A 22,349-nucleotide genomic window follows, 5' to 3' on the forward strand; every position below is an offset into this window, starting at 1 on the left:
GGCGGCACGTGCGTGCTGCGCGGGTGTGTGCCCAAGAAGCTGCTCGTGTACGCCGCGCACTACCGCTACGACATGGAGGACGCGGCGGGCTACGGCTGGACGGTGAACGGCCCCGCGCTGGACTGGAAGCGGCTCCAGGCGGCGAAGGCGAAGGAGCTGGAGCGGCTGACGAACATCTACGGGCGGCTGCTGCGCGACGCGGGCGTGACGCTGGTGGAGGGCCGGGGCCGCGTGGTGGACGCGCACACGGTGGAGGTGGCGGGCAAGCGCTACACGGCGGAGCGCATCCTGGTGGCCACGGGGGGCAGGCCCTGGCTGCCGCAGGTGCGGGGCATCGAACACGCGCTCACGTCGGATCAGGCGCTGGAGCTGCCCACGTTGCCGAAGCGGGTGGCGGTGGTGGGGGGCGGCTACATCGGCGTGGAGTTCGCGGGCATCTTCACGGCGCTGGGCGTGAAGGTGACGATGCTCATCCGCGGAGACACGGTGCTGCGCGGCTTCGACAACGACGTGCGCGCGGCGCTGACGCAGGAGATGCGCAAGAAGGGCGTGGACATCCGGCCGGAGACGTTCGTTGAAGACATCGAGAAGCGCGCGGATGGCACGCTCAGCCTGATGACGCGGGTGGGGGAGACGCTGGAGGTGGACGCGGTGCTGTACTCCACGGGCCGCGTGGCGAACACGCAGGGGCTGGGGTTGGAGGAGGCGGGCGTGAAGCTGGACGCGCGGGGCGCGGTGGTAGTGGATGCGCAGTCACGTTCGTCGGTGGAGAGCATCTACGCGGTGGGGGACGTCACGGACCGCCTCAACCTCACGCCGGTGGCCATCGCGGAGGGCCGGGCGATGGTGGAGACGCTGTACCGGAACAACCCGGTGACGATGGACCATGAGAACGTCCCGTCCGCGGTGTTCAGCCAGCCGCCGGTGGGCACGGTGGGGCTCACGGAGCGAGAAGCCATCGAGCGGCACGGTGTGGTGGACGTCTACGTCTCCAGCTTCCGGCCCATGAAGCACACGCTGTCCGGCCGCGACGAGCGCGCGATGATGAAGGTGGTGGTGGAGCGGGGCACCGACCGCGTGCTGGGCTTCCACATGGTGGGCGCGGACGCGCCGGAGATCATCCAGGGGCTCGCGGTGGCGCTGAAGTGCGGCGTGACGAAGAAGCAGCTCGACGCGACGGTGGGCATCCACCCCACGGCGGCGGAGGAGTTCGTCACGATGCGCGACAAGCGGCCCGACCCGTCGGAGAGCGCCGCGGCCCTGGAGCTGGGGCGCGACGCGGCGGTGCCTCCGACGGGCAAGCGGGGGTGAGGCGGTAGAGACAGCAGCCACTGACAAGGCCCTGGAGGCTCATCCAGGATCCAGGGCCCAAACACCTCGCTCCCAGTTCTTCAGCACCTGCGCGGCCTCGAAGGCGATCAACCCCTCACCGCGTGCAGCTTCTTCCAGGACGGCCTTGGCCTCCGCTGTCCGATGGCGCAGCAGGTACGCAGCCGCCAGGGTGCTGACGTCCTTGTCGGAGTGCTTGAGCAGCACAGCGAGGGCATCGCGTCCGGCATCGCCCTGCCCCCTGAGTTTCCTGACAGCGGCGATGTAGCGGTCCGCATGCTTGTTACCGGTCTTGGCGTCGCCACGAGCGATGGCAGCCGTCTGTGCGGACACGTTCCGAGCGAACTCCTCGACGAGTTTTTCGAGCTCCGTCACCAGATCCCTCTCATCACATTCTGAATCGCCATCAGACCGAACTCCCGCTGGGCCTCAAGGGACTGAGTGCTCAGCCATTGCCTCACCGTCAGTGTCTCCGAGTTCGTGATTCTGGGGCGCTTCGATGAATAGAGTGAACTTACGCCGCTGTGCACATCCCTGCGGAGTGCGATGACATTCTCGGTGTTGTGGAGGGTCTTTGGCCCGAAGCGGCCTTCGTTCCCCACGGTCTGCTCCACGATGTGGTGCCACTCCTTGCCCTCACCGGCCGGCCCCATCGCCCGCTTGAAGGACTTGAACGACGAATATGCCTTGGGCCCTCTCGACGTCGAAGGGTCCAGTGAACCGCCCCCGCTCCCGTCTGCCGAGTCCGCGGCATCATCAACCCGCTGGAGGACAATGGCCGCCCCAGGCCCGCCCCCCAACACGGACGCTGCGCCGCGCCCCACGGGCACCGCGACACGTTCAAGGGTGAGAGCGCCTTGCGCGGAGAGCGACAGCACCGGCACCGTGGCTTCCGCACCCGCCAGCACGCCTGTCACCGTGCGCGTCGCGGAGCTCGCGGTGCCCGTCGTGAGGAGGAGGCCTGTCGCCAACTCCGCCACGGCCTGCACCTGCTCGCCGCGCGTCATGTACCGGAAGCGCTCGAAGTATTCGGGCGATGACGCGATGAGCGCCGTCACTCCCGCGGGCAGGTCCTTCAACGCGGCAAGACTGTCCAGCGGATAGGTGCAGAAGCGTCCCAGCGCGAGCGCCAGCTTCACGACCGCCGCCTCGGCTCCATCCAACGTGCGGCCGATGAGGTCCGCGTCGTCGTACACCTCGACGAACACCGGGCCGTGCACAGGCGCCAACTGTCCATCCGCCAGTTCGAGAACGAAGCCGTTGCTCACGTAGAAGCGGCCCAGTTCGAAAGGGCCCGCCCGGAACGCGCCGTCCTTCCACTCCACGGCGCCGACCCTCTGCTGCGTGCGTCCGTTCCAGACCCAGGCCAGGTGGCCATCCGGCCGCAACACCGCTACCCGGTGGAAGCGCTCCACCCGGCGCAGCAACGCCTCCCGAGACACCTCGCCTTCCGCCAGCACTTCGCGCAGCAGGAGGCCCACGGCCATGCGCGCGGGGAAGGTGCCGAGCGTCACCGGCTTGCCCAGCAGCACCGTCAGCAGCCGCGCTGCTTGCGTGGGCGTGAGCGCTCCTCCTGAGAGGGGCCGCGCATCCCCCTCCTCCAGCCCCGCGTCCGTCAGCAACTGCTCCCAGGCATCCACCTGCGTGCCAGGGTTTGCCAGGGCCACCGTCATGCGCACGGGACTCGCGCCCGTCACCACCTCCCGGACGCCCTTGCGGCGATGCAGCCGTACGGGCTCCTCGGGGTCCGTGACGAACCGTGGCGCAGAGGGAGACTCATCAGGCGCGGAAGCAGCGCCCGTGGCCTCGCGGGGCGTGTAGCTCAGGCTCCGTCCCTGGCTGGACGCAGGCGTCAGCGACACGCAGCCGGTGAGGGCCATGGCCATGCACAGCAGCAGGGCGTCACCGCGCACTGTCCACTCCCAGGCCCAGCGACACAAAGGCGCCCGGACGCAGCGTCCCGTCCGCTTCCGGGAACAGCAGCGTGCCGCCCGTGCCCATCACGTAGAGCTTCCCCGCGAGGACTCGCCAGCGCGCCTCCGCCGCGCCCAGGTAGCGCGTCCCGGGCTGGCCCAGGCCCACGCCCAGCCCCTTCACCGCCACTTCCAGGGCCCGCGCGAAGAGCTGCATCGCCACGCGTCCATCCACGTCCACGCGGCCCCAGGAGAAGGCCTCCACGCTCAGCGACAGCATCAGGTGCCGTTGCAGTCCGCCGTAGCCCACGGCATCCCAGCCCGTTCTCACCTCTCCCAGGAGCGAGTACCCATCCGGAAAGGCAGCATCGGCCAGCGGCACGCCTTCAGGGCCCGCAGCATGGAAACGCGCCAGCTCGTAGTCCGGGCCGAAGAATCCCTGACGGAAGCCGCCGTGTTGCCTCCGCACCTCCAGGCGCAGCGACACCTCCTGCGTGGGTGTCAGCGCATCCGCGCCCATGCCCACCACCGCGCCCCACGCGCCGCCCGCGCCCGGCCGTCCACCCCAGCCCGCGAGCAGGTGCGCCTCGAAGCCCGAGCGCACCAGCACCACCGCTGTCCCGTCCAGGTGCGCCAGCGTCAGCGGGGGCGCGCTCCCGCCGGCGCGTCCCCAGTCATGCACGGCGGAGAGGGCCAGCGTGTAGCGTCCCGGCTCGCGGGCTCGCCCGAGCAAGCGTCCGACATCCAGCGCCAGCTCCGCCCCCATCAACCGTGCGCCCAGCACGTCGGAGGCAAAGGCTTCCATGTAGAGCGGCCCCACGGTGCCGGTGAGGAAGCCGCCCGCCGGGTGATAGTCCGGGTTCAGCCGGTTGGAGTAGCGGCGCACCAGATGCGCGGACAACAGGCTGTAATCCTCCAGGGCGCCCAACCACACACCCACGGGTGCGGTGTCCGAGCCCAGCTTGAGGCCCCGCACAAGTTGTCCCCAATCGGAGGGGCTGTCCCAATCCTCGCGCCGCACACTGCCCGCGCCGCCCCACCATCGCAGACGGACAGGGGCGCCCAGCTTGAGGCCCCACTCCGGGCCGCCGTCGAGGATGAGCGTGGGTTCGACCTGGGCGAAGCCTTCACCCGCGCCCGTCCCCTCACGCGGGAGCAACGCGAGCGTTGCCACCTCCATCCGCAACAGAGCAGACCCGGCGCGGGTCGGTGGTGCGGGTGTCGCAGCCTCTGGGTCGGAGGACGCCGAGGCCTCCCCAGCAAGGAGCCACAGGCACAGCATCACCCACCGGCGGCACCCCATGGCTCGCGCCTCCTGGATGCGCTCCTGTGCGGAGAGCACAACCAGGTCATAGCCCCCGGGTCCAGCACAGCGGCCGAACCCGGAGCGCCTACGCACCCCAGGGCATGTAGTGCGGTGAGAACCGGAGCGTCAGACTGTTGGCTACCGCAACACGAAGTCGCGTCGCCGCTTCAAGGCACGGTGTAGAGCCCGACGACGTTCGGATCCAACGTGGAGCTGGAGATCCGCAGGCCGGTGGCGCCGCTGACGCTCGTGACGTCCGTGACGCCCAGGTCCGCCAGCGAGAACGAGACGCCCCCCAGCTTCGACTTCGCCGAGCCCGCGGGAGTGCCCGTCACGCTCGCCACGCCACCCGTGTAGTTGAGCGTCGCCAGCGAAGCGGACGTGTTGCCCGCGGCCGTCGCGGTGAAATCACCCTCGGCCAACGACAACGAGTACGTCCCCACCCGCTGGTTGGACGCGTTGATCAACGTGACGGTGGTGGGGTCACCCACCGCCGCAGAGGCCAGCGTGGTCTCCACGATGAAGAAGCGCGTCTTCGCGGTGAAGGCCGTACCGAGCTGGAAGTTGCCCGCGCCCACGTTGTTCGCGCCGTCATGGGCACCAAGCCCCGTAGCGGCCGCATTGGCATTGGCGGGCACCGGCCCCAGGGAGCTGGGCGTGTTGGTGCCTGTAATTCCATTGACCGTCGCGCCCACGAGGCTGCTGAAGGTGCCCTCCGTCGTGGTGAGCGAGGCCAGCTGCGCACTGCCCGTGATGCTGACCGGGGTGCCCGCCGTCACCGCGCCCGTGAAGGCCGCGCGGGTAACGGGCAGGAGCGTGCGAGCCCCGGCCGGGTCGGCCAGCGTGGCGATCTCAAAGGCGATGCGGTGGAGGTTGCCAGCATCGGTCGCGCTGATGCCCAGGTCCGCCGCCGCGCTACCCGTGCCCGTCGCCAGACTGCGCGGATCCAATTGCGTGAGCTTCGCGAACAGCACCGCCGCCGACAGGTAGCTGCCGTACCGGCTCGAGTGGCGGCTGTCCTGCGAGCTCCACAGGTTGAACATCCCCGCGGAGATGCCATCCGCGGGGTTCGGATCCGCCAGCCCCTGGTCGACCGCGCGCAGGAAGCCATCGCCGACGCGCACCACGCCCGTGAACCCCAGCTCCCGGAAGGCCGTGAAGTAGGCATCGCGCAGGTCGGTCTGCATCGCCTGGAGCCCCGGGGTGCCCGCCGGGTAGCCCTGCGTGCTGACCGATGCGGGCGAGGCCCACGTCTCATACAGGAACAGGTTCGCGGCAGGGTTCTTGGAGAGCACCAGGGCGCGCAGGTCGCGGGCCGCGGTCGTGAAGCTCGTGGGCGAGCCACCCCGTGCGGTGGGCAGCGGCGTCGTGCTCTGCTCCTGCAACACGACGGTGTTCCACGTGGCCTGTCCGATGATCGCCGGCCGGTTCGTGTAGTGCCAAGCCAGCGTCTGCCCACTGGCCGTCTCCAGGCTCACGTTGAACGCGAGTCCCGCCTGCACGGTCAGCTTCTTGAAGATGCCCGGGATGCCGCCGATGCCGGACCCATTCGTGTCGGTGACCGAGGCCTTGTTGTACGAATAGGTCGGCTCCTCGTTGCCGTGGGTGAAGCTGTTGCCCACGAAGAGGATGTTGCCGCCGGTGACCGCCGCGGCGGCGGTGCGGCCCAGGTCGTCCTGCGCGGGCTCCTCGGGAAGCGGTGCACAGCTCGCGTTGAACGCGAAGAGGCCGCAGGCCATCAGGCCCAGCAACCGGACGTGGACCTCGGGCAACAGCGCATGGATTCGGACGGGGTGCATGACGGGTCCCTGGGGGCGGAGTCGGGTGGCGGCGGCCTGGAGCCAACTCCAGGATTCACCATCAAACCAGAATCAAGCGCCAGGACGGTTCACCCACACGCCCGGGCCCGAGTGAGCAGGTATTCGCGCTGCGGCGGGGTCCTCGCCAACGTGGCGGCCTGCCGGAAGCAGTCCGCAGCCCGACCCCGTTCTCCCAGTTGCTCCAGCAGCATGCCCTCCACGGCGAACCGGTACGGGTAGCGCTGGAGCACCCCCTCCGCGCGCAGCGGCCCCAACGCCTCCAGCGCCGCCTCGGGTCCCCGCACCCGTCCCAGCGCCACCACGCGCCCCAGCGCGACGATGGGCGAGGGCTTGAGCGACAGCAGCGCGTCGTACAACGCCAGCAACCGCGCGCTGTCCTCCGGACCCGGCACGGCGCTCTTCGCATGCACCAGGGCAATCTCCGCCTCCAGGTGCAGCGGAGTCAGCACCGGCCCCATCGAGGCGTGCAGGTGCCGCAGCCCCCGGGCGAGCAGCAGCGGCGACGCCTCCGTCCCCTCACGCGCCTCCTGCGGCACGAACGCGCCCTTCGCATCCACGCGGCCCGGGAGCCGTGCGGCGCGGAAGCAGAACAGCGCGGCCAGGGCATGGCCCTCCGGGGTCGCGGTGCCCGGGTGCGAGAGCAGCACCTCCGCCAACCGCAGCGCCTCCGCGCACAGCTCCGCGCGGGACAGGTCATGGCCTTCGGAGGCTTCATAGCCTTCGTTGAAGAGCAGGTAGAGCGCGGGATGCACCGCGCCCAGCCGCTCCGGCAGCGCATCCGGCGACGGCACCTCCAGCGTGGCGCGACAGGCCCGCAGCGTGCGCTTTGCTCGCACCAGGCGCTGCGCCACCGTGGGCTCGTCGGCGAGCAGCGCGGCGGAGACCTCGCGCACGGAGAAGCCACACGCCACCTTCAACGTGAGCGTCACCTGCATCTCGCGCGACAGCGCCGGGTGACAGCACGCGAAGAGCAACCGCAGCGCGTCGTCCGGAAGCTCGGCCGCGTAGCGTGGGGGCTCCTCCGCGAGCGCGTCCGGATCCACGGGCGCATCCTCCGGCACCTCCGGGACCTCGGGCGCGCGCAGGCGCACGAGGTCCGTCAGCCGGTTCGCGGCCACGCGCAGCAACCACGCGCGCGGCTGCTCCGGAATGCCTCGGAAGCCCCACGTGCGGGCCGCCTGGAGCATGGCGAACTGGACCGCGTCCTCGGCCAGGTCCAGGCGCCCCAATCCCACGCGCCGGGCCAGCGCCGCGACGAGGCCCGCGGACCACTCGCGGAAGGCCAGGTCCAGGACGGCCCGGGCCCCGGTCGTCACGGCGGGCGACGGCTCAGGCATCGTCGATGGCGCGCAGCTCGACTTCACCGTGCTCCAGGTGGGGGCAGGTCCGGGCCAGCGCCACCGCGGCGTCATACGACTCCGCGGACAGGATGAAGAGGCCGCCCACCACGTCCTTCACCTCCGCGTACGGGCCGTCCGACACCAGCAACTGCCCGCCCTGCTGCATCAGGCGCCGGCCGCCCTCGTCGCACAGCTTCTCTCCCTGGAGCAGGCGGCCTTCCTTCCGCAGCCGGTCACTCCACTGCATGTATTCCTCCACGATGGCCTGCAGCTCGGCGGGCGACTTCGCGGCGAAGTGGGCGGGGGTCTCGTGCAACAGCATCAGGTAGCGGGACATGGCGTGGACCTCTCGTGCAGCGCGTTCATCCGAAAAGACGTCCCGGGTCGGAGATTATCGACATCGCTTCGGAACCTACCTCGCCACCTCCTGCGCACAGACACCCAGGCAGCCAGAGAACAGTCCTCTCGTACGCGCGGATGACAGGGCGGCCGTGCGTGCCCACCCATGGGTGCAGGAGGCAACGGGCACCGACGTGGACAAGGACTGGCGATGGGTGGGGGTGTTGGGGGCGTTGCTGCTCGCGGGATGTCCGTCCGCGTGCACCACGCAGGAGTCGTCACGTCCATTCCATCTCACGGGACAGGTGGGGTCGCACGGAGCGGACTTCGCGACGGCGCTGTACCAGACGACGGGCGTGCGGATGGAACCGCGCAACCGCATCCGGTGGGCGAACAACGGCGCCGTGTTCGACGTGATGGTGGAAGAGATCGGCCGGGCCCGTGCCTCCGTCAACATCGTGATGTTCATCTGGCGGCCGGGGCGCGCGTCGGAGCGGATGATGGAGGCCCTGGCCGAGCGCACCCGCGCGGGCGTCACCTGCCGCGTGCTGGTGGACCCCATGGGCAGCGGCCCCTTCGAGAAGGAGGTGAAGCCACGGCTGGAGGCACTCGGGTGTGAAGCGCACCTGTTCCGCCCGCTGCCGGCGGACGAGAACCTGGCGCGCAACCACCGGAAGATTGTCGTCATCGACGGGAAGGTCGCCATCACCGGCGGGCTCGCCATCCAGGACGAGTGGCTGGGCGAGGCGCGCAACGAGAAGGAGTGGCGCGACACCAACGTGCGCGTACAGGGCCCGGTGGTGGCGCAGCTCCAGCAGGCCTTCGCGGAGAACTGGCAGGAGACGACGGGCAAGCTGCTCCCCGCGTCGGACTTCCCCACGCTGGAGCAAGGACAGCCCGGACTGGACGACGCGGGCAAGGGCTGGGCGGGCTTCGTCAGCAGCACGGCGAACCCGGAGGTGACGCGCGCGGAGCGCCTCACGCAGCTGATGGTGAAGGCGGCGAAGAAGCGGCTGTGGATTTCGCAGGCGTACTTCACGCCCAACGACGCGCTCATGCAGCTGCTGGTGGAGCGGGCCAAGGCGGGCGTGGACGTGCGGGTGCTGGCGCCGGGAGACAAGAACGATCAGCGGGCTGTCACGCTGCTCCAGCGCAACACGTACGACACGCTGCTGGCGGCGGGCGTGCGCATCTGGGAGTTCCAGCCGTCCATGATGCACGCCAAGACGATGCTGGTGGATGACCAGTTGGTGCTGGTGGGGTCCATCAACTACGACGCGCTGTCGTTCAACCTGTTGGAAGAGGGCTCGCTCGTGCTGGAGGACGCCGATGCGGCCCGTCAGCTGGAGGAGTTCTTCCTGGACGACGTGACCCACGCGCGGGAGATCCGCGCCGAGCGCGCCGAGCGCTGAAGCCGGCCCGGGCGCTGTCCGGTTTCCAAGCGAGGGCGAGGGAAGCGCTGGGCAAGCAGCACGGGGGTGTGCTCAAGAGGCGTGACCATGAGCACGACCTCCCCTCGTCACCTCTTCGTCGCGGGCGCCACGGGCGCGACGGGCCGCACGCTGATGCGCCAGGCCCTGGCGCGCGGCGTGTCCGTCCTCCCGCACGTGCGACCCAAGAGCGCGAACACCGAACCCGCGAGCACCTGGCCCCGGAAGGCCGCGCTGGAGCTGGCGGACGCGCCCGCGTTGGTGGAGGCGATGCGCGGCAGCACCACGGTGCTCCAGCTCATCGGCACGATGCGCAAGCGCTTCGCCGCGGGGGACACCTACGAGACGAGTGACATCGGCACCACGCGACAACTGGTGGACGCGGCGAAGGCGGCGGGCGTGGACCACTTCGTGTTGCTCACGTCCGTGGGCGCGGGAACGCCCGTGGGCGCGTACCTGAAGGCCAAGGCGGAAGCGGAGCGCATCGTGCGCGACAGCGGCCTTGCGTACACGATGGTGCGTCCGCCAGCGCTGGAGGGCGAGTACCACCGCCCGCCCGGCTTCATGCACACGGTGGCGAAGCTGCCGCTCCTGCACAACCTCAAGCCCATGCACCTGGAACAACTGGCCGCCGTGCTGCTGCGCGTGTCCGAGCAACGCGCACCGCTCAACGCGGTGCTCGAAGGCAAGAGCCTCTGGGCGGAAGTGGAAGCTGCGGGACGCTGAAGCCGCGCTACTCCTTCACCGCCCCGGCCGTGAGCCCGGACACGATGCGCCGCTGGAACAGCACCGTGAGCACCACGAGCGGCAGCGTCGCCACCACCGACGCTGCGGCGATCTCCCCCCACGGTTCCTTGTACTCGCTGGCGAAGAGGCTGATGGCCACCGGCACCGTGCGCTTCTCCGGCGTGGACAGGAACGTCAGCGCGTAGAGGAACTCGTTCCACGCGAAGATGAAGACCAGGATCGCCGTCGTCGCCAGCCCCGGCGCCGCCAGCGGCAGCAGCACCCGTCGGAACGCGCCCACCGGCGTGCACCCGTCCACCCGCGCCGCCCGGTACAACTCGTCCGGGAGCTGGCGGAAGAACGACGTCAGCACCCACAGCGTCAGCGGCAGCGCGAACGTCGTGTACGGCAGCGCCAGCCCCACCAGGCTGTCGCGCAGCCCCACCGCGTTGAGGATGAGGTACAGCGGGCTCACCGTGGCGATGGGCGGGAACATCGACACGCCCAGCGCCGCGGACAGCAGCAGGCCCCGCCCCCGGAACTCCAGCTTCGCCAGCGCGAACGCCGCGGACGCGCCCACCGTCAGGCAGAACAGCGTCGTCAGCGTCGCCACCACCAGCGAGTTCAGCACCGCCCACAGGAACGGCCTTCCGAACAGCACGCTCTCGTAGTTCGCGCCCGTGAAGTGTGACGGCCACGGCCGCGTCAGCTCGCCGTCCGGCCACAGGCTCGTCAACACCTGCCACAGGAACGGCCCCAGGAAGAACGTGAGGAACGCCACCACGGCCAACGCCGTGCCCAGCCCCGGCCGCTTCATCGCCGCGCCTCCTCGCGCCCCAACCACCGCAGCCACACCGTGGCCAGCAGCACCACGCACAGGAACGTCGCCACCGACAGCGCGCTGCCGTAGCCGAAGTCGCCGGAGCGCATCAGCGTCTTGTACGCGTAGATGCTCAGCGTCTCCGTCGTGTTCGCCGGCCCGCCCTCCGTGAGCACGTAGATGGCGTCGAACACGCGGAACGCATCCAGCGACCGGAACAGCACCGCCAGGAGCAGCGCGGGCCGCAGCAGCGGCACGGTGATGGCGCGGAACTGCCGCCACGTCGAAGCCCCGTCCACGCGCGCCGCCTTGTAGAGGTCCTCCGGAATGCCCTGCAACCCCGCGAGCACCAGCAGCGCCACGAAGGGCGTCGTCTTCCACACGTCCACCAGGATGGCGGCGTGCAGCGCGTACCCCGGCGCGCCCAACCAGTTGATGTCCGTGCCGCCCAGCATCCGGTTGATCAGCCCGTAGTCCGGGTTGAACATCCACGCCCACAGCCGCGCGCTCACCACGGTGGGAATCGCCCACGGCACCAACACGGACGCGCGCAGCAGGCCCCGCCCCGGAAACGCCCGATTGAGCAACAGCGCCAACGGCACCGCGAGCAGCAGCTCCACCGTCACCGCCACCGCCGTGAAGTACGCCGTGTTGCCCAGCGCGGACCAGAACCGCGCATCGCCCACCAGGTAGACGTAGTTCTCCAGCCCGGTGAAGCGCCGCTCGCCGAAGACGAGGATGAAGCGGTGCAGGCTCAGCCAGATGGCCGCCAGCACCGGGTACAGCGCCACCACGGCCAGCACCCCCACCGCGGGCATCACCAGCAGGTACGCCTGTCGCCGCTCCCGCGCCTGCGAACCCCGCTCCACGCCGCTCACCGTTCCTCCTCATGCTCCGGCTCCGGAGTCTCACCGGTCAGGTGATCCACCTGCTTCTGCGCGCGCGTGAGCGACTCCTCGGGCGTGCGCAGGCCCGCGACGGCGGCGGAGAACTCGCTCTGGAGCACGTCCGCGATGAGCAGGTAGTACGGCGTCACCGGCCGGGGCCGCGCCCGCACCAGCGCCTCCTTCAGGCCGGCGATGAACGGCTCCGCCCGGCGCAGCTCCGCGTCGTCGTACAGCGCGAGCCTCGGCGGATTGCGCGCGTAGTGCAGCGCCATCACACGGTTCGCCTCCGGGGACGTCAGGTGCGCGATGAGGCGCGCGGCGGCCTTCTTGCGCGCGGGGGACACGTGCGCGTTCACCGCGAGCTGCCATCCGCCCAGCGTCCCCCACCCCGGCTGTCCATCCTTCGTCGGCAGCGGCGCGATGCCCACCTTGCCCCGGATGGGAGAGCCCTCCTTCTGCGCCTCGCTCCACGCATAGGGCCAGTTGCGCATGAACACCGCGCGGCCCTCCTGGAACACGCGCCGCGCCTCCTCCTCACCGAAGCCCGTCACCGTCGGCGGAGACAGCCCGTCCGCGATCAGCCCGTGCAGGTACGCCAGCGCCTCGCGAGCGGCCTCCGTCTCCAACAGCACGCGCCCGTCCTCCCCCAGCGACTTCCCACCGTGGCCCCACAGCGCCTCGTACACGTTGCACGTCAGGCCCTCGTACTGCCGGCCCTGCCACACGTAGCCCTGGATGCCGGGCACCTTCGCCATCGCGTCGCGGGTGAAGCGGCGCAGCTCCTCGTAGGTGCGCGGCGCGCGCGGCACCAGGTCCGTGCGGTAGTAGAGGACGCCCACGTCCACGTACCAGGGCACCGCGTACGTGCGCCCATCCACCACGACGGAGTCCACCGGGCCGGGGAGGAACTCCTCGCGCAGGCGCGCCGGAGGGAAGTCCTCGGACAGGTCCGCCACCCACCCCGCGCGAGCGAACTCCGGCACCCAGACGACGTCCGCCACCAGCACGTCGAAGTCCGTGGCCCCGCCCTGCAACGACGTGAGGAAGAACTGGTGCGCCAGGTCCGACGAGTTGGGCAGCGCCTCCGTGACGAGCTCCACGTCCGGGTTGGCGCGCTCATACTTCGCCAGCAGCTCACGGAACGGCTTCGGATCCCCCCACAGCGGCTGGAACTTGAAGACGATGCGCGTGCGGCCCGCGGTCCCCTGCTCCTGCGACGAACGACGGCAGCCCCCCAGGCCCCCGGAAACGAGGCCCAGCGCGACGAGCAGAACGAAGAGGCGGCCCATGCGCCTGGATGAGTCCAGCGCGGCGCCCCACCGTCAACGCAAGCCCCGAGCCCAGGTCATCCAGGAGACATGCCCGCGGAAGGCACCGGTCCCGGAGCGAACAGCCGCCGCGCCGTGGCGCCCACCGCGCGGCACGCGAGCGCATCCACCGCGCCGCCCACCAGCCCCCCGGCGAGGGGCACCACCTTCGACAGGTTCACGACGCCCTTCTGTCCCGCCTTGCTGACCAGCCGGAAGCCCACCGCGCGGTTGATGCCGCTGAGCGCGTGCTTCGGCACCGCCTCCAACGCGCGCATGCCCAATTGCTGGCCCACTTCGATGCCGGCCTGCTTCACCACTTCCTTGCCGATGTCGCCCACGATGGCCAGCAGCGTGAGCGTGCGCACGCGGTCCTCCTCCACGTCATGCCCGTGGATCCGCGCGATGGCGCCCACCAGCCGCGCCTGCACCGCCCACGACACGCCCAGCCCCGCGGGCAGCGCCACCGGCAGCGTGAGCAGGCCCCCCAGCCCGGACAGGAAGCCCGTGGTGAACAGCTTCCCCGTCTCCCAGTGGATGAGCGAATCGATGCGCGCCTCGTGGTCCGCGTACCGGGCATCCCGCAGGTACTCGTCCGCCAGCCCCGTCGCGCTGCACAGCGGGCCCAGCCCGTCGAACCCCGCGTCCAGGAGCGCGTTCACGACTTCCAGCGGCTTCGACATGCGTCCACCCTCCACGTTGGAATCCTACGCCAGCGCGACCGGCGGCAATTCACTCCCGGGCACGCGCGGCAGGCGCACGGTGAACACCGTCCCCTCCGCTTCGGAGGACTGCGCGTCCACCGTCCCGCCATGCGCCAGCACCAGCTGCCGCACGATGTACAACCCCAACCCGATGCTGCGCTCGGAGCGGCCCGCCGTCGTGCCGCGCTGGAGCGGCTCGAAGATGCGCGGCAGCAGGTCCGGGTGGATGGGCGTGCCTCCGTTGTGCACGCGCACCACCAGGGTGTTCGGCTCGCCCCGGCTCTCCACGCGCACGGGCGTGTCCTCCGGGCTGTACTTCAGCGCGTTGCCCAGGATGTTGGACAGCACCTGCGCCATCCGGTCCGAATCCCATACCCCCTGCCCGTCCCCCTCCTGCTCCAGCAGGAGCGTGCGCTCCGGGTGCGCCGTGCGCGCCTCCTCCACCACCTGCAACATCAGCGCATGGAAGTCGCACGGCGCCGCCTGCACCGGGATGCCGCCGCCCATGCGCGCCTGGGTGAAGTCCAGGAGGTCGCGGATCATCCGCGTCGCCCGCTCCGCCGCGGACAGGATGCGCGCCGCCGCCTTCGCGTTCCACGGCTGGATGTCGTCGCGCCGCAACATCAACGACGCGCCCGTGAGGATGGCGCTCAGGGGGTTGCGCAGGTCATGGCTCACGATGCCAATGAGCTGCTGCTCGAACTCCACCCGCCGCTGCGCCTCGTGCACCAGCTGCTGCTTCTCCTCCTCCGCCCGCCTGCGCTCGGTGATGTCGCGCATGGCGCCCACGATGCGCCGCACCTTGCCGCTCGCGCCGCGCACGATGTAGCCCTGCGCCGCCACGTAGGCATAGGCCGCGTCCTTGCGCAGCACCCGGTACTCGTCCTGCCACCGGTCGTCATCCGAATCGAACGCCCGCTGCAGGCCCGCCATCACCCGCTCGCGGTCGTCCGCGTGGATGTGCCGCCGCCACCACGCCGCGTCCACGCCCACCTCCTCCAACTGGAAGCCGAAGACCTCCTCCGTCGCGTCGCCAATCCAGTGCATCGCGTCCGTCTGCAGGTCCCAGTCCCAGATGGCGTCGAAGCTCGCGTGCGCCACCAACTGGTAGCGCTCCTCCGAACGGCGCAGCGCCTCCTCCGTGCGCTTGCGCAGGCGCACGCCTTCGGCCTCGCGCAGCGCCCGCCGCACGCTGGGCCCCAGCCGCTCCAGCCGGTCCTTGAGCACGTAGTCGGTGGCGCCGCGCTTGAGCAGCTCGATGGCGCGGTCCTCGCCCAGCGCCCCGGACACGAAGAGGAAGGGCGTCTCCGGACACGCCGTCTTCGCCACGTCCAGCGCGCTCAGCCCGTCGAAGCCCGGCACGTTGTAGTCGGACAGGATGAGGTCGAACTTCCCCTTCGCCAGCGCGGAGGTGAAGGCCGGCCGCCCCGCCACGCACTCCAGCGTCGCGGGCAGTCCGCCCTCCTCCAACTGCGCGGCCACCAGCTGCGCGTCCAGCGGGCTGTCCTCCAGGAGCAGGATGGACAGGGGCCTTCCGGCCGCGGAGGCCGGGCTCAACTCCAGCGCGGCATTGCCGCGTGTGCTCACTTGGAGGCTCCCGGCGCGGGCGGCGCACCCGGCGGCGGCTGGTTCACCACCGCCCAGAACAAGCCCAGCTCCCGCAGCGCGGACACGAAGTCCGGGAACGCCACCGGCTTCACCACGTAGGCGTTCACGCCCAACCCGTAGCTGCGCGCCAGGTCCTGCTCCTCGCGCGACGACGTGAGCATCACCACCGGCACGGCCTTCAGCTCCGGCGCGCCCTTCACCTTCTCCAGCACTTCCAACCCGTCCACCTTCGGCAGCTTCAGGTCCAGCAGCACCACGGCCGGGTTGCCGTCCTTGCGGTTCGCGTACTCACCCTTGCGGAAGAGATAGTCCAGCGCCTGCTGTCCGTCGCGCACCACCACCACCTCATTGGCCAGGTGCACCTCCTCCAGCGCCGCCAGCGTGAGGGCCACGTCATTGGCGCTGTCTTCGACCAGGAGGATCCTCTTGAGCTCAAGCACGCGTGCGCTCTTCTTCCTTCTTCTCCAGCGGAGAAGTCCGGGGCAGGGTGAAGGTGAAGGTCGCGCCCTGCCCCACGGCGCCCTCCGCCCAGGTCCGTCCACCATGGCGCGACACGATGCGCCGCACGTTCGCGAGCCCGATGCCGGTGCCCTCGAACTCCTCGGCCGTGTGCAGCCGCTGGAAGACGCCAAACAACTTGTCCACGTACTGCATCTCGAAGCCCACGCCGTTGTCGCGCACCCACACCACCACTTCCCCCGCTTCCTCGCGCGTGCCCACCTCGATGAGGGCCTCCGGCTTCGGACGCGTGTACTTCAGTGCGTTGGCGAGCAGGTTGTGGATGACCTGCCGCAACAAAGCCGGGTCCCCCTCCACGGTCGGCAGCTCGCCCACCCGCCACTCGACCTGGCGCCCGTTCAGCTCTGGCAGCAGGTCCTTGCGCGCCTCGGCCACCAGCAGGGCCAGGTCCACCCGCGTCTGCCGCATCTCCGCCCGGCCCATGCGGCTGAACGCGAGCAGGTCGTCCACCAGCGTGCCGCCCTGCTTCGCCGCGCCCGCGATGGTGGTGAGGTAGCCCCGCGCCACGTCGTCCAGCTTCGCCGCCGCGCGCCGCTCCAACAGCTGCGCGAACCCGGTGATGTGGCGCAGGGGCGCGCGCAGGTCGTGCGACACGGAGTAGCTGAAGGACTCCAGCTCCTTGTTCGCCTCCTGGAGCTGTTCGGTGCGCTCGCGCACGCGCTTCTCCAGGCCCGCGTTGAGGTGGCGGATCTCCTCCTCCGCGTGCTTCAAGCTCTCCAGCGTCCTGCGCTCGTCGTCGATGTCCGTGTGCGTGCCGAACCAGCGCGCGATGCGCCCCTCCGCGTCGCGCACCGGCATCGCGCGCGCCAGGAACCAGCGGAAGCTGCCGTCCGCGCGGCGCATGCGGAACTGATCCTCCCACGGCGCGCCCTCGCGCAGCGCCTCGTTGAAGCGGGCCTGCATGCGCGCGGTGTCCTCGGGCTCGACGAGCGCGCTCCAGTCCTGGCCCTTCGCCTGGTCCGGCGTCGTGCCGGTGTAGTCGAACCAGCGCTGGTTGAACCAGAAGCGGTGGCCATCCGGCTCCGCCATCCACGCCAGCTGGGGGATGGAGTCCGCGAGCGTGCGGAACTGCTGCTCGCGCTCCTTCAGCTCCATGGCCAGCGCCTCGATGCGCCGACGCGCGAGCACCTGTTCGGTGACCTCCCACGTCACGGACACGATGCCGTCCACGCGCCCCTTGGCGTCGAGCAGCGGCTGGAAGGTGAGGTTGAAGTAGCCCTCGGGCGCCTCCTGGCCCACGTCGCGGCTCAGCCGCATGGGCACCTCGCGGCCCTGGTAGGTCTCCCCGGTGCGGTAGACGGTTTCAATCTGCTCGATCTGTCCCTGACTCTCCAGCTCCGGCAGGGCCTGGCGCAGCGGCAGGCCCACCAGGGGCCGCGAACCGGTGAGCTTCAGGCGCAGGTCGTTGGCCATCTCGAAGACGAGCTCCGGACCGCGCAGCACGGTGATGGCCGCGGGCAGCTGCTTGAGCACCGAGAAGAGGTTGCGCCGCTCGGCCTGGGCGCGCTCGTAGAGGCGGGCGTTCTCCAGCGCCACGCTGGCCATCTGCGCCAGCTGCACGGCGATGGTCTCGTCCTCCGCGTCGAAGTCGCCCTCCACCTTGTCGGACAGCTGCATGAGCCCCAGGTTGCGGCCGTCGTGCCCCACCATGGGCACCGCGAGGAAGCCCTTCAGCGGCAGCGCCGGACCCTCGGCGGGGGCCGCGTCCTTCCACGCCGGGTGCGCGAGCAGCTCCTCGCGCGTCAGGCGCAGCGGCCGGTTCTCCTCGCACACCTGGGCGAAGAGGCCGCGCTCGTCCACCGTCGCGCCCGGCGCGAGCAGGGCGGTGTCCGCCGCCGACATCGCGGTGAGCGGCTGCGCGGCGTCACGCCACTCCAGCACCTGCACGGCGGACTGGTTCACGCCAATGAGCTTGCGCGCCTTGAGGGTGACCAGCTCCAGGATGGCCTGCATGCTGCCGGCCGCGTTGAGCGCGAGGCTCGCGCGCGACAGGCCGCGCAGCTGTTCGGTGCGGCGCAGCTCCCCCGCCAGGAGCCGGGCCCGCTCCGCGTCGGCGCGCTTGCGCGCGGTGATGTCCTGCACGGTGCCCACGAAGCGCACCGCCCGGCCGTCCTCGAAGTACGTCCGGCCCATGGCGCGCACCCAGCGCTCCACGCCGTCCTTCAACCCCACGGTGCGGTAGGCGATGTCGTAGTCGCCGGTGCCGGCGGGGTCCCAGCTGAGCGCCACCGCCTGCTCCACGGCCTCGCGGTCCTCCGGGTGCAGGCCCTGGAGGAACAGCGCGTAGGACGCCGTGGCCTCCGGCGGCAGGCCGAAGAGCGCCTTGCAGCGCGCGTCCCAGTCCAGCGTGCCCGTCGCCATGTCCATGTCGAAGGTGCCCAGCGCGGTGGCCGTCAGCGCCAGCCGCAGGCGCTGCTCGCTGTCCTGCAGCGCCTCCTGCTGCTGGCGCAGGTCCTGGGTGAGCATGTCCGTCTTGCGGCGCGCCTGGACCCAGTTGGTGACGTCCACGGCGAGCGCGATGATGCCCGAGGCCCGGTCCGCCTCCACCAGCGGGTGGTAGATGACGTTGAAGAAGGCCTCCTCGCGCTGTCCGCCGCGCTCCAGCTCGATGCGGAACTCCGAGTGGATGAAGGGCTCGCGCGTCTCCACCACGCGCCGCAGGGTGGCCAGCACCTCCGGCTGCGAGCGCAGCTCCGGGAGCGCCTCCAGCATGGGCTTGCCGGGCGTGACGGTGCGGCCCACCAGCACGCCGTACGACGGGTTGGCGAACTCGAAGACGAGGTCCGGCCCGCGGAGGATGGCGATGCCCACCGGCACCTGCATGAAGAACGAGTGCAGCCGCTCGCGGTGCGTGATCTCCAGCGCGGCCCGCTCACGCTCGCGCAGGGCCTCCTCGCGGCGCTGCACGGCTTCACGCGCCAGGTACAGCTCCACGAACATCGTCACCTTGGCCAGGAGGATTTCAGGCCGCAGCGGCTTGCGCAGGTAGTCCACCGCACCGTGCGAGTACGCGGCCAGCCACTCCTTCTCGTCCCCGTCGCCCGCGGTCATCAGCAGCACGGGCGTGCGCCGGTTGCGCTCGCGCTCGCGCATCAGGTTCAACACGTCCACGCCCGTCATGTCGCCCAGGTTCATGTCCAGCAGGACGGCGGCGAAGTCCTCGTCCAACACCCGCCGCAGCGCCTCGCGCCCGGACGAGGCACGCACCAGGCGCTGTCCCAGCGGCGCGAGGATGGCCTCCAGCGCCAGCAGGTGTCCCGGCGTGTCGTCGACGAGGAGGAGGCTGGCCCGGGGAGGAGCGGAGGACAGGGGCGCGGCGGCGAAGGACATGGATGGAGGCTCGGGGAGCGGGACGTCCTTCCCTTTAGGCTGCTTGCTGTCTCACAGGGGGAGGACGGGGCCGCCGCGGCGCGTCCCCGTTGACGGCAGGACAACGCCCCAACCTAACACCCGGCACTCTGTCGCCCTGTCCCTTTCCAGCAGGCCGCCGACCGTCGCGCGGGTCCTCGCGGCCTCCCCGTCTGCCCCATGACCTGGCAGGAAGGGGCCCGGTACCTCAGGGCGACGGCAGCCGTCGCAGCGACGTCATCGGGAAGGGCACCCAGAAGGGCGTCGCCACCGCGTCCCCGTCCAGGGAGAACCAGGGCCCCGCCTTCGTCGCGAGCACGTGGAAGTCCTGCGCGGGCGTGAAGCCCTGGCCCAGCAGCGCCACGCGCCCGCCTCGCGTCGGTGGCCACGTCCAGCACCAGCACGGTGTGGCCGGGGCTCCCGCCCAGGACGAAGAGGTCCCCGGGGCGAAGCTGTTCCCAGGTGGGACGCGCGGTCTCCGCCTGGAGCGACAGCGTGCCCGCGTAGGTGAAGAGCAGGTCCAGGTAGTCGCGGAAGGCCGCCCGCGAGTCGTCCTTCGCCGCGCTCTCCGGCACCCACGTCACCTTCGAACCGGCGACGCGGGCCCGGTCTCCCGCCGCGTACCGGGGCCACGCCGCCAGGTGGCCGCTGGTGAAGTGGTAGGCGATGCGCTGCTGCTGACCCGCGGCCCAGCGCCACTCCGCATGGAGCCGGAGGATGGAGTCCGCGCACTGCTGGAGGTTGACGGATCCGACGTCCAGCTCCCCCACCGCCGCGAGCCGCGCGTCGTCCGCGGCCAGCACCGTGTCGCCCCGGAAGTCGCGCACGGGCGTGCCCTCGGGGCGCAGGGGCAGGCCGCGCAGCCACGCACCGAAGGAGCCCGCGTCCACGGACACCCGCGTGTAGCCCTCCGGCGGCGCGAAGGTCTCCTCCAGGGCGCGCACCTTCACGCTCGCGGAGAGCCACGGATAGCGCTTCTGTTCTTCGGCGGAGGGGGCGTGGGGCTGGACCGCCGCTCGTTGGGAGTGCGGGGCCGCATCACAGGCGATGGTGCCCAGCAGGGCCAGCGCGAACAGGCCGGACGCGAGCCGGCGGCGCAGGGGGTGGAAGGTTCCCATCGCATTCACGGGGCGGGCTCCGGGAGGCAGGGGCCGGGACGAGCCCCGGACCACCCGGTGGGACACCGGTGGACACCTCGCGGGTCCCGGGGCGCGAGCGAAGTTCTTCGCTGGACGCTCGCCGTGCAGGACAGGTGCGCCCTGGGGAGCGAGCACTAACTTTTGAGGGCCATGCACCGTCGGGCAAGCCTTGTGCTGCTCAATGCACTGTCCCTGTCGCGCCTTCCGCTCGCCGCGGTGTTCATCGCGGTGACGGACCTGCGCTTGCGGGCCCTCCTCGTGGTGGTGGCCGCGGCGACGGACTTCCTGGACGGCTGGATTGCCAGGCACCGGGGATTGGCCACGCGCTGGGGCGCGCTCATCGACCCGGTGGCGGACCGCGCCTTCATGGTCACGGCCTTCATCGTGTGCCTGTTGGACGGGCTCATCGGTCCGGTGGAGCTGTTGCTGTTGCTGCTGCGCGACATCGGCACGGCCATCGGCTTCATCGTCGCCAGGCTGCGGCCGGACATGCGGGCCATCGAGCTCAAGGCGCGGATGCTGGGCAAGATGGTCACCGCGCTGCAGCTCGCGGTGCTGTTGTGCGTGCTGCTCTACCCCCCGCTGGTGCGTCCGCTCGTGGCGCTCGTCGCCCTGCTGTCGCTCGCGTCGGTGGTGGACTACACGCGCGCGGTGTGGAGCAAGCGTCAGCAGCTTCCGCCGTCCCGGCCGGTCCCCCGGATTCCCCACGGGCCCACCCGCGCGCCCATGAACTCCGCGCGGAAGTAACGCACCACGGGCCTACGCCGACAGCGCGTGGGCATCCGGCGCGTTCACGCGGGGGAGCCGTTCGCGTTCGCGCTCCATCGCGGCACGCTCGCCCGCGGACATGGCGTCCCAGACCTCGTCCATCGTGTCGAGAAGTGCATCCACCTCCGGCGAGTCACCGCCCGGAGTGCGAGCACGAACGAGGGTCAACTTGTGCAGCAGGGTGCGGTATCGGTCGAAGACCGTCATGGTGAAAACCTCCGTCCCCCAGACGCGCGCGGCGACGTGGGCTGACGGAGGCGGGACCTCACTTCAGCCTGGCGGCACGACGGGCAGCGGCCCCGGTGAGCACGGAGATCTCCCGCGTGTGGCTCTTGCCCACGAGGTTGACCACGGCGCGCACCTGTTCGCCCTCCTTGAGCTGCGTGGCGCGGATGGCCTCGCCGTCGCGCAGGACGCGAGTGCCAGCGCCGATCTCCAGCGGCAGGTGCGTGCCCTCGTCCACGATGACGACCTCCTTCGAGGACACCGAGTACACCGTGCCCGTGTAGATGGCATCCACCACGGCGATGCCTCCGCCCCGTGCCGAAGGAGCAGGCGAAGTCGCAGAGCCTGAAGTCCCCGTGCCGGTGTTGCCCGTGCCACCCGTGCTCGGGCTCGCATTCGTACCCGTGTTGCCCGTGTTGCCCGTGCCCGTGTTGCCCGTGCCCGTGTTGCCCGTGCCGGTGTTGCCCGTGCCGGTGTTGCCCGTGCCGGTGTTGCCCGTGCCACCCGTGCCCGGACTCGCACCGGCGCCCGTGCCACCCATGCCGGTGTTGCCAGTCCCGCCGGCCCCTGGACTCGCATTCGTGCCGGTGTTGCCCGTGCTTGGCGGGTTGTCATCCGCACCTGTGTTACCAGTGCCACCGGTATTCATGTTGGAGCCGGTGTCGCTCGCGCCGGGCACCGGATCCACCTCCGCACCCGTGTTACCGGTGCCACCCGTATTCACATTGGCGTCGTTGTTCCCGGCGCCACCGGTCCCCTGGGTCGGAGTCGTGGCAGTGGTATCCGGACGGGCCCCCGTCCCCGTGTTACCCGAGCCCCCA

General features: G+C 70.8%; 19 protein-coding genes and 1 pseudogene. 4 read left to right on the forward strand and 16 right to left on the reverse strand.

Annotated elements, in window-relative coordinates; genetic code table 11:
* On the forward strand, positions 1–1,311 hold a 1,311-nt coding region (gorA, locus tag D7V97_RS09750), incomplete at its 5' end, for a glutathione-disulfide reductase (RefSeq protein ID WP_120610339.1).
* A gap of 39 nt (positions 1,312–1,350) precedes the next feature.
* Here gorA and D7V97_RS09755 read toward each other — a convergent pair.
* From D7V97_RS09755 to D7V97_RS09780, 6 genes are all read right to left on the reverse strand, one after another.
* On the reverse strand, positions 1,351–1,707 hold the full coding sequence (locus tag D7V97_RS09755; RefSeq protein WP_120610340.1) for a DUF2019 domain-containing protein: 357 nt from the start codon (positions 1,705–1,707) through the stop codon (positions 1,351–1,353).
* Positions 1,701–3,242: a hypothetical protein gene (locus D7V97_RS09760; protein WP_120610341.1), complete on the reverse strand. Its 1,542-nt coding sequence runs from the start codon at positions 3,240–3,242 to the stop codon at positions 1,701–1,703. The genes D7V97_RS09755 and D7V97_RS09760 overlap by 7 nt, the downstream gene beginning before the upstream one ends.
* The gene (locus tag D7V97_RS09765) at positions 3,232–4,545 is read right to left on the reverse strand and encodes a hypothetical protein (RefSeq protein WP_120610366.1); all 1,314 of its coding nucleotides are present in this window, start codon (positions 4,543–4,545) and stop codon (positions 3,232–3,234) included. The genes D7V97_RS09760 and D7V97_RS09765 overlap by 11 nt, the downstream gene beginning before the upstream one ends.
* 170 nt (positions 4,546–4,715) lie before the next feature.
* Entirely contained in the window at positions 4,716–6,347 is a 1,632-nt protein-coding gene (locus tag D7V97_RS09770; protein ID WP_120610342.1) for a cell division protein FtsK, read from the reverse strand.
* A gap of 89 nt (positions 6,348–6,436) precedes the next feature.
* Complete coding sequence (locus D7V97_RS09775) at positions 6,437–7,684, reverse strand: RNA polymerase sigma factor (protein ID WP_158623321.1); 1,248 nt, start codon at positions 7,682–7,684, stop codon at positions 6,437–6,439.
* A gap of 13 nt (positions 7,685–7,697) precedes the next feature.
* Positions 7,698–8,045 (reverse strand): YciI family protein, encoded by a 348-nt coding sequence (locus tag D7V97_RS09780; RefSeq protein WP_120610344.1) that lies wholly within the window; start codon positions 8,043–8,045, stop codon positions 7,698–7,700.
* Positions 8,046–8,199: 154 nt separating this feature from the next.
* On the opposite strand from D7V97_RS09780, the gene D7V97_RS09785 reads away from it, so the two are divergent.
* Both D7V97_RS09785 and D7V97_RS09790 read left to right on the forward strand, forming a co-directional pair.
* The gene (locus D7V97_RS09785; protein WP_233582614.1) at positions 8,200–9,459 is read left to right on the forward strand and encodes a phosphatidylserine/phosphatidylglycerophosphate/cardiolipin synthase family protein; all 1,260 of its coding nucleotides are present in this window, start codon (positions 8,200–8,202) and stop codon (positions 9,457–9,459) included.
* An 87-nt stretch (positions 9,460–9,546) separates the two neighbouring features.
* Positions 9,547–10,203: an NAD(P)-binding oxidoreductase gene (locus tag D7V97_RS09790; RefSeq protein WP_120610345.1), complete on the forward strand. Its 657-nt coding sequence runs from the start codon at positions 9,547–9,549 to the stop codon at positions 10,201–10,203.
* Positions 10,204–10,210: 7 nt separating this feature from the next.
* Here D7V97_RS09790 and D7V97_RS09795 read toward each other — a convergent pair whose 3' ends face one another.
* From D7V97_RS09795 to D7V97_RS09830, 8 genes and pseudogenes are all read right to left on the reverse strand, one after another.
* Positions 10,211–11,020, reverse strand: a complete 810-nt coding sequence (locus tag D7V97_RS09795) for a carbohydrate ABC transporter permease (RefSeq protein WP_120610346.1) — start codon at positions 11,018–11,020, stop codon at positions 10,211–10,213.
* Positions 11,017–11,841 (reverse strand): carbohydrate ABC transporter permease, encoded by an 825-nt coding sequence (locus tag D7V97_RS09800; RefSeq protein WP_120610368.1) that lies wholly within the window; start codon positions 11,839–11,841, stop codon positions 11,017–11,019. The genes D7V97_RS09795 and D7V97_RS09800 overlap by 4 nt, the downstream gene beginning before the upstream one ends.
* A gap of 56 nt (positions 11,842–11,897) precedes the next feature.
* Positions 11,898–13,199 carry an ABC transporter substrate-binding protein gene (locus D7V97_RS09805; protein ID WP_120610347.1) on the reverse strand — a complete coding sequence of 434 codons (1,302 nt, stop codon included), beginning with the start codon at positions 13,197–13,199 and terminating at the stop codon, positions 11,898–11,900.
* 56 nt (positions 13,200–13,255) lie between these two features.
* Positions 13,256–13,900, reverse strand: coding sequence for an EcsC family protein (locus tag D7V97_RS09810; RefSeq protein WP_120610348.1), 645 nt, complete (start codon positions 13,898–13,900; stop codon positions 13,256–13,258).
* A 24-nt stretch (positions 13,901–13,924) separates the two neighbouring features.
* Complete coding sequence (locus D7V97_RS09815) at positions 13,925–15,508, reverse strand: ATP-binding protein (RefSeq protein WP_120610349.1); 1,584 nt, start codon at positions 15,506–15,508, stop codon at positions 13,925–13,927.
* Positions 15,505–15,969, reverse strand: coding sequence for a response regulator (locus D7V97_RS09820; RefSeq protein ID WP_120610350.1), 465 nt, complete (start codon positions 15,967–15,969; stop codon positions 15,505–15,507). Before D7V97_RS09820 ends, D7V97_RS09815 begins: the two co-directional genes overlap by 4 nt.
* Entirely contained in the window at positions 15,962–19,378 is a 3,417-nt protein-coding gene (locus D7V97_RS09825; protein WP_120610351.1) for a PAS domain-containing protein, read from the reverse strand. The genes D7V97_RS09820 and D7V97_RS09825 overlap by 8 nt, the downstream gene beginning before the upstream one ends.
* A gap of 226 nt (positions 19,379–19,604) precedes the next feature.
* Positions 19,605–20,514: pseudogene (locus D7V97_RS09830) on the reverse strand (DUF4846 domain-containing protein).
* Positions 20,515–20,685: 171 nt separating this feature from the next.
* Between D7V97_RS09830 and D7V97_RS09835 the strand changes: the two are divergent.
* On the forward strand, positions 20,686–21,282 hold the full coding sequence (locus tag D7V97_RS09835) for a CDP-alcohol phosphatidyltransferase family protein (RefSeq protein ID WP_120610352.1): 597 nt from the start codon (positions 20,686–20,688) through the stop codon (positions 21,280–21,282).
* 12 nt (positions 21,283–21,294) lie between these two features.
* Here the strand turns inward: D7V97_RS09835 and D7V97_RS09840 are convergent, their stop codons facing one another.
* Positions 21,295–21,510, reverse strand: a complete 216-nt coding sequence (locus tag D7V97_RS09840; protein ID WP_120610353.1) for a hypothetical protein — start codon at positions 21,508–21,510, stop codon at positions 21,295–21,297.
* A gap of 58 nt (positions 21,511–21,568) precedes the next feature.
* Positions 21,569–22,252: a hypothetical protein gene (locus D7V97_RS09845; RefSeq protein WP_147444761.1), complete on the reverse strand. Its 684-nt coding sequence runs from the start codon at positions 22,250–22,252 to the stop codon at positions 21,569–21,571.
* Positions 22,253–22,349 lie beyond the last annotated feature (97 nt).

The sequence above is a fragment of the Corallococcus sp. CA053C genome, assembly GCF_003611675.1.
GTDB lineage: Bacteria > Myxococcota > Myxococcia > Myxococcales > Myxococcaceae > Corallococcus.

Excerpts from the sequence above, each read along its gene's own strand:
- D7V97_RS09765 (WP_120610366.1), bottom strand. The coding sequence starts at position 4,545 with ATGGGGTGCCGCCGGTGGGTGATGCTGTGCCTGTGGCTCCTTGCTGGG.
- D7V97_RS09770 (WP_120610342.1), bottom strand. The coding sequence starts at position 6,347 with ATGCACCCCGTCCGAATCCATGCGCTGTTGCCCGAGGTCCACGTCCGG.
- D7V97_RS09780 (WP_120610344.1), bottom strand. The coding sequence starts at position 8,045 with ATGTCCCGCTACCTGATGCTGTTGCACGAGACCCCCGCCCACTTCGCC.
- D7V97_RS09790 (WP_120610345.1), top strand. The coding sequence starts at position 9,547 with ATGAGCACGACCTCCCCTCGTCACCTCTTCGTCGCGGGCGCCACGGGC.
- D7V97_RS09795 (WP_120610346.1), bottom strand. The coding sequence starts at position 11,020 with ATGAAGCGGCCGGGGCTGGGCACGGCGTTGGCCGTGGTGGCGTTCCTC.
- D7V97_RS09800 (WP_120610368.1), bottom strand. The coding sequence starts at position 11,841 with ATGCCCGCGGTGGGGGTGCTGGCCGTGGTGGCGCTGTACCCGGTGCTG.
- D7V97_RS09805 (WP_120610347.1), bottom strand. The coding sequence starts at position 13,199 with ATGGGCCGCCTCTTCGTTCTGCTCGTCGCGCTGGGCCTCGTTTCCGGG.
- D7V97_RS09810 (WP_120610348.1), bottom strand. The coding sequence starts at position 13,900 with ATGTCGAAGCCGCTGGAAGTCGTGAACGCGCTCCTGGACGCGGGGTTC.
- D7V97_RS09825 (WP_120610351.1), bottom strand. The coding sequence starts at position 19,378 with ATGTCCTTCGCCGCCGCGCCCCTGTCCTCCGCTCCTCCCCGGGCCAGC.
- D7V97_RS09835 (WP_120610352.1), top strand. The coding sequence starts at position 20,686 with ATGCACCGTCGGGCAAGCCTTGTGCTGCTCAATGCACTGTCCCTGTCG.
- D7V97_RS09840 (WP_120610353.1), bottom strand. The coding sequence starts at position 21,510 with ATGACGGTCTTCGACCGATACCGCACCCTGCTGCACAAGTTGACCCTC.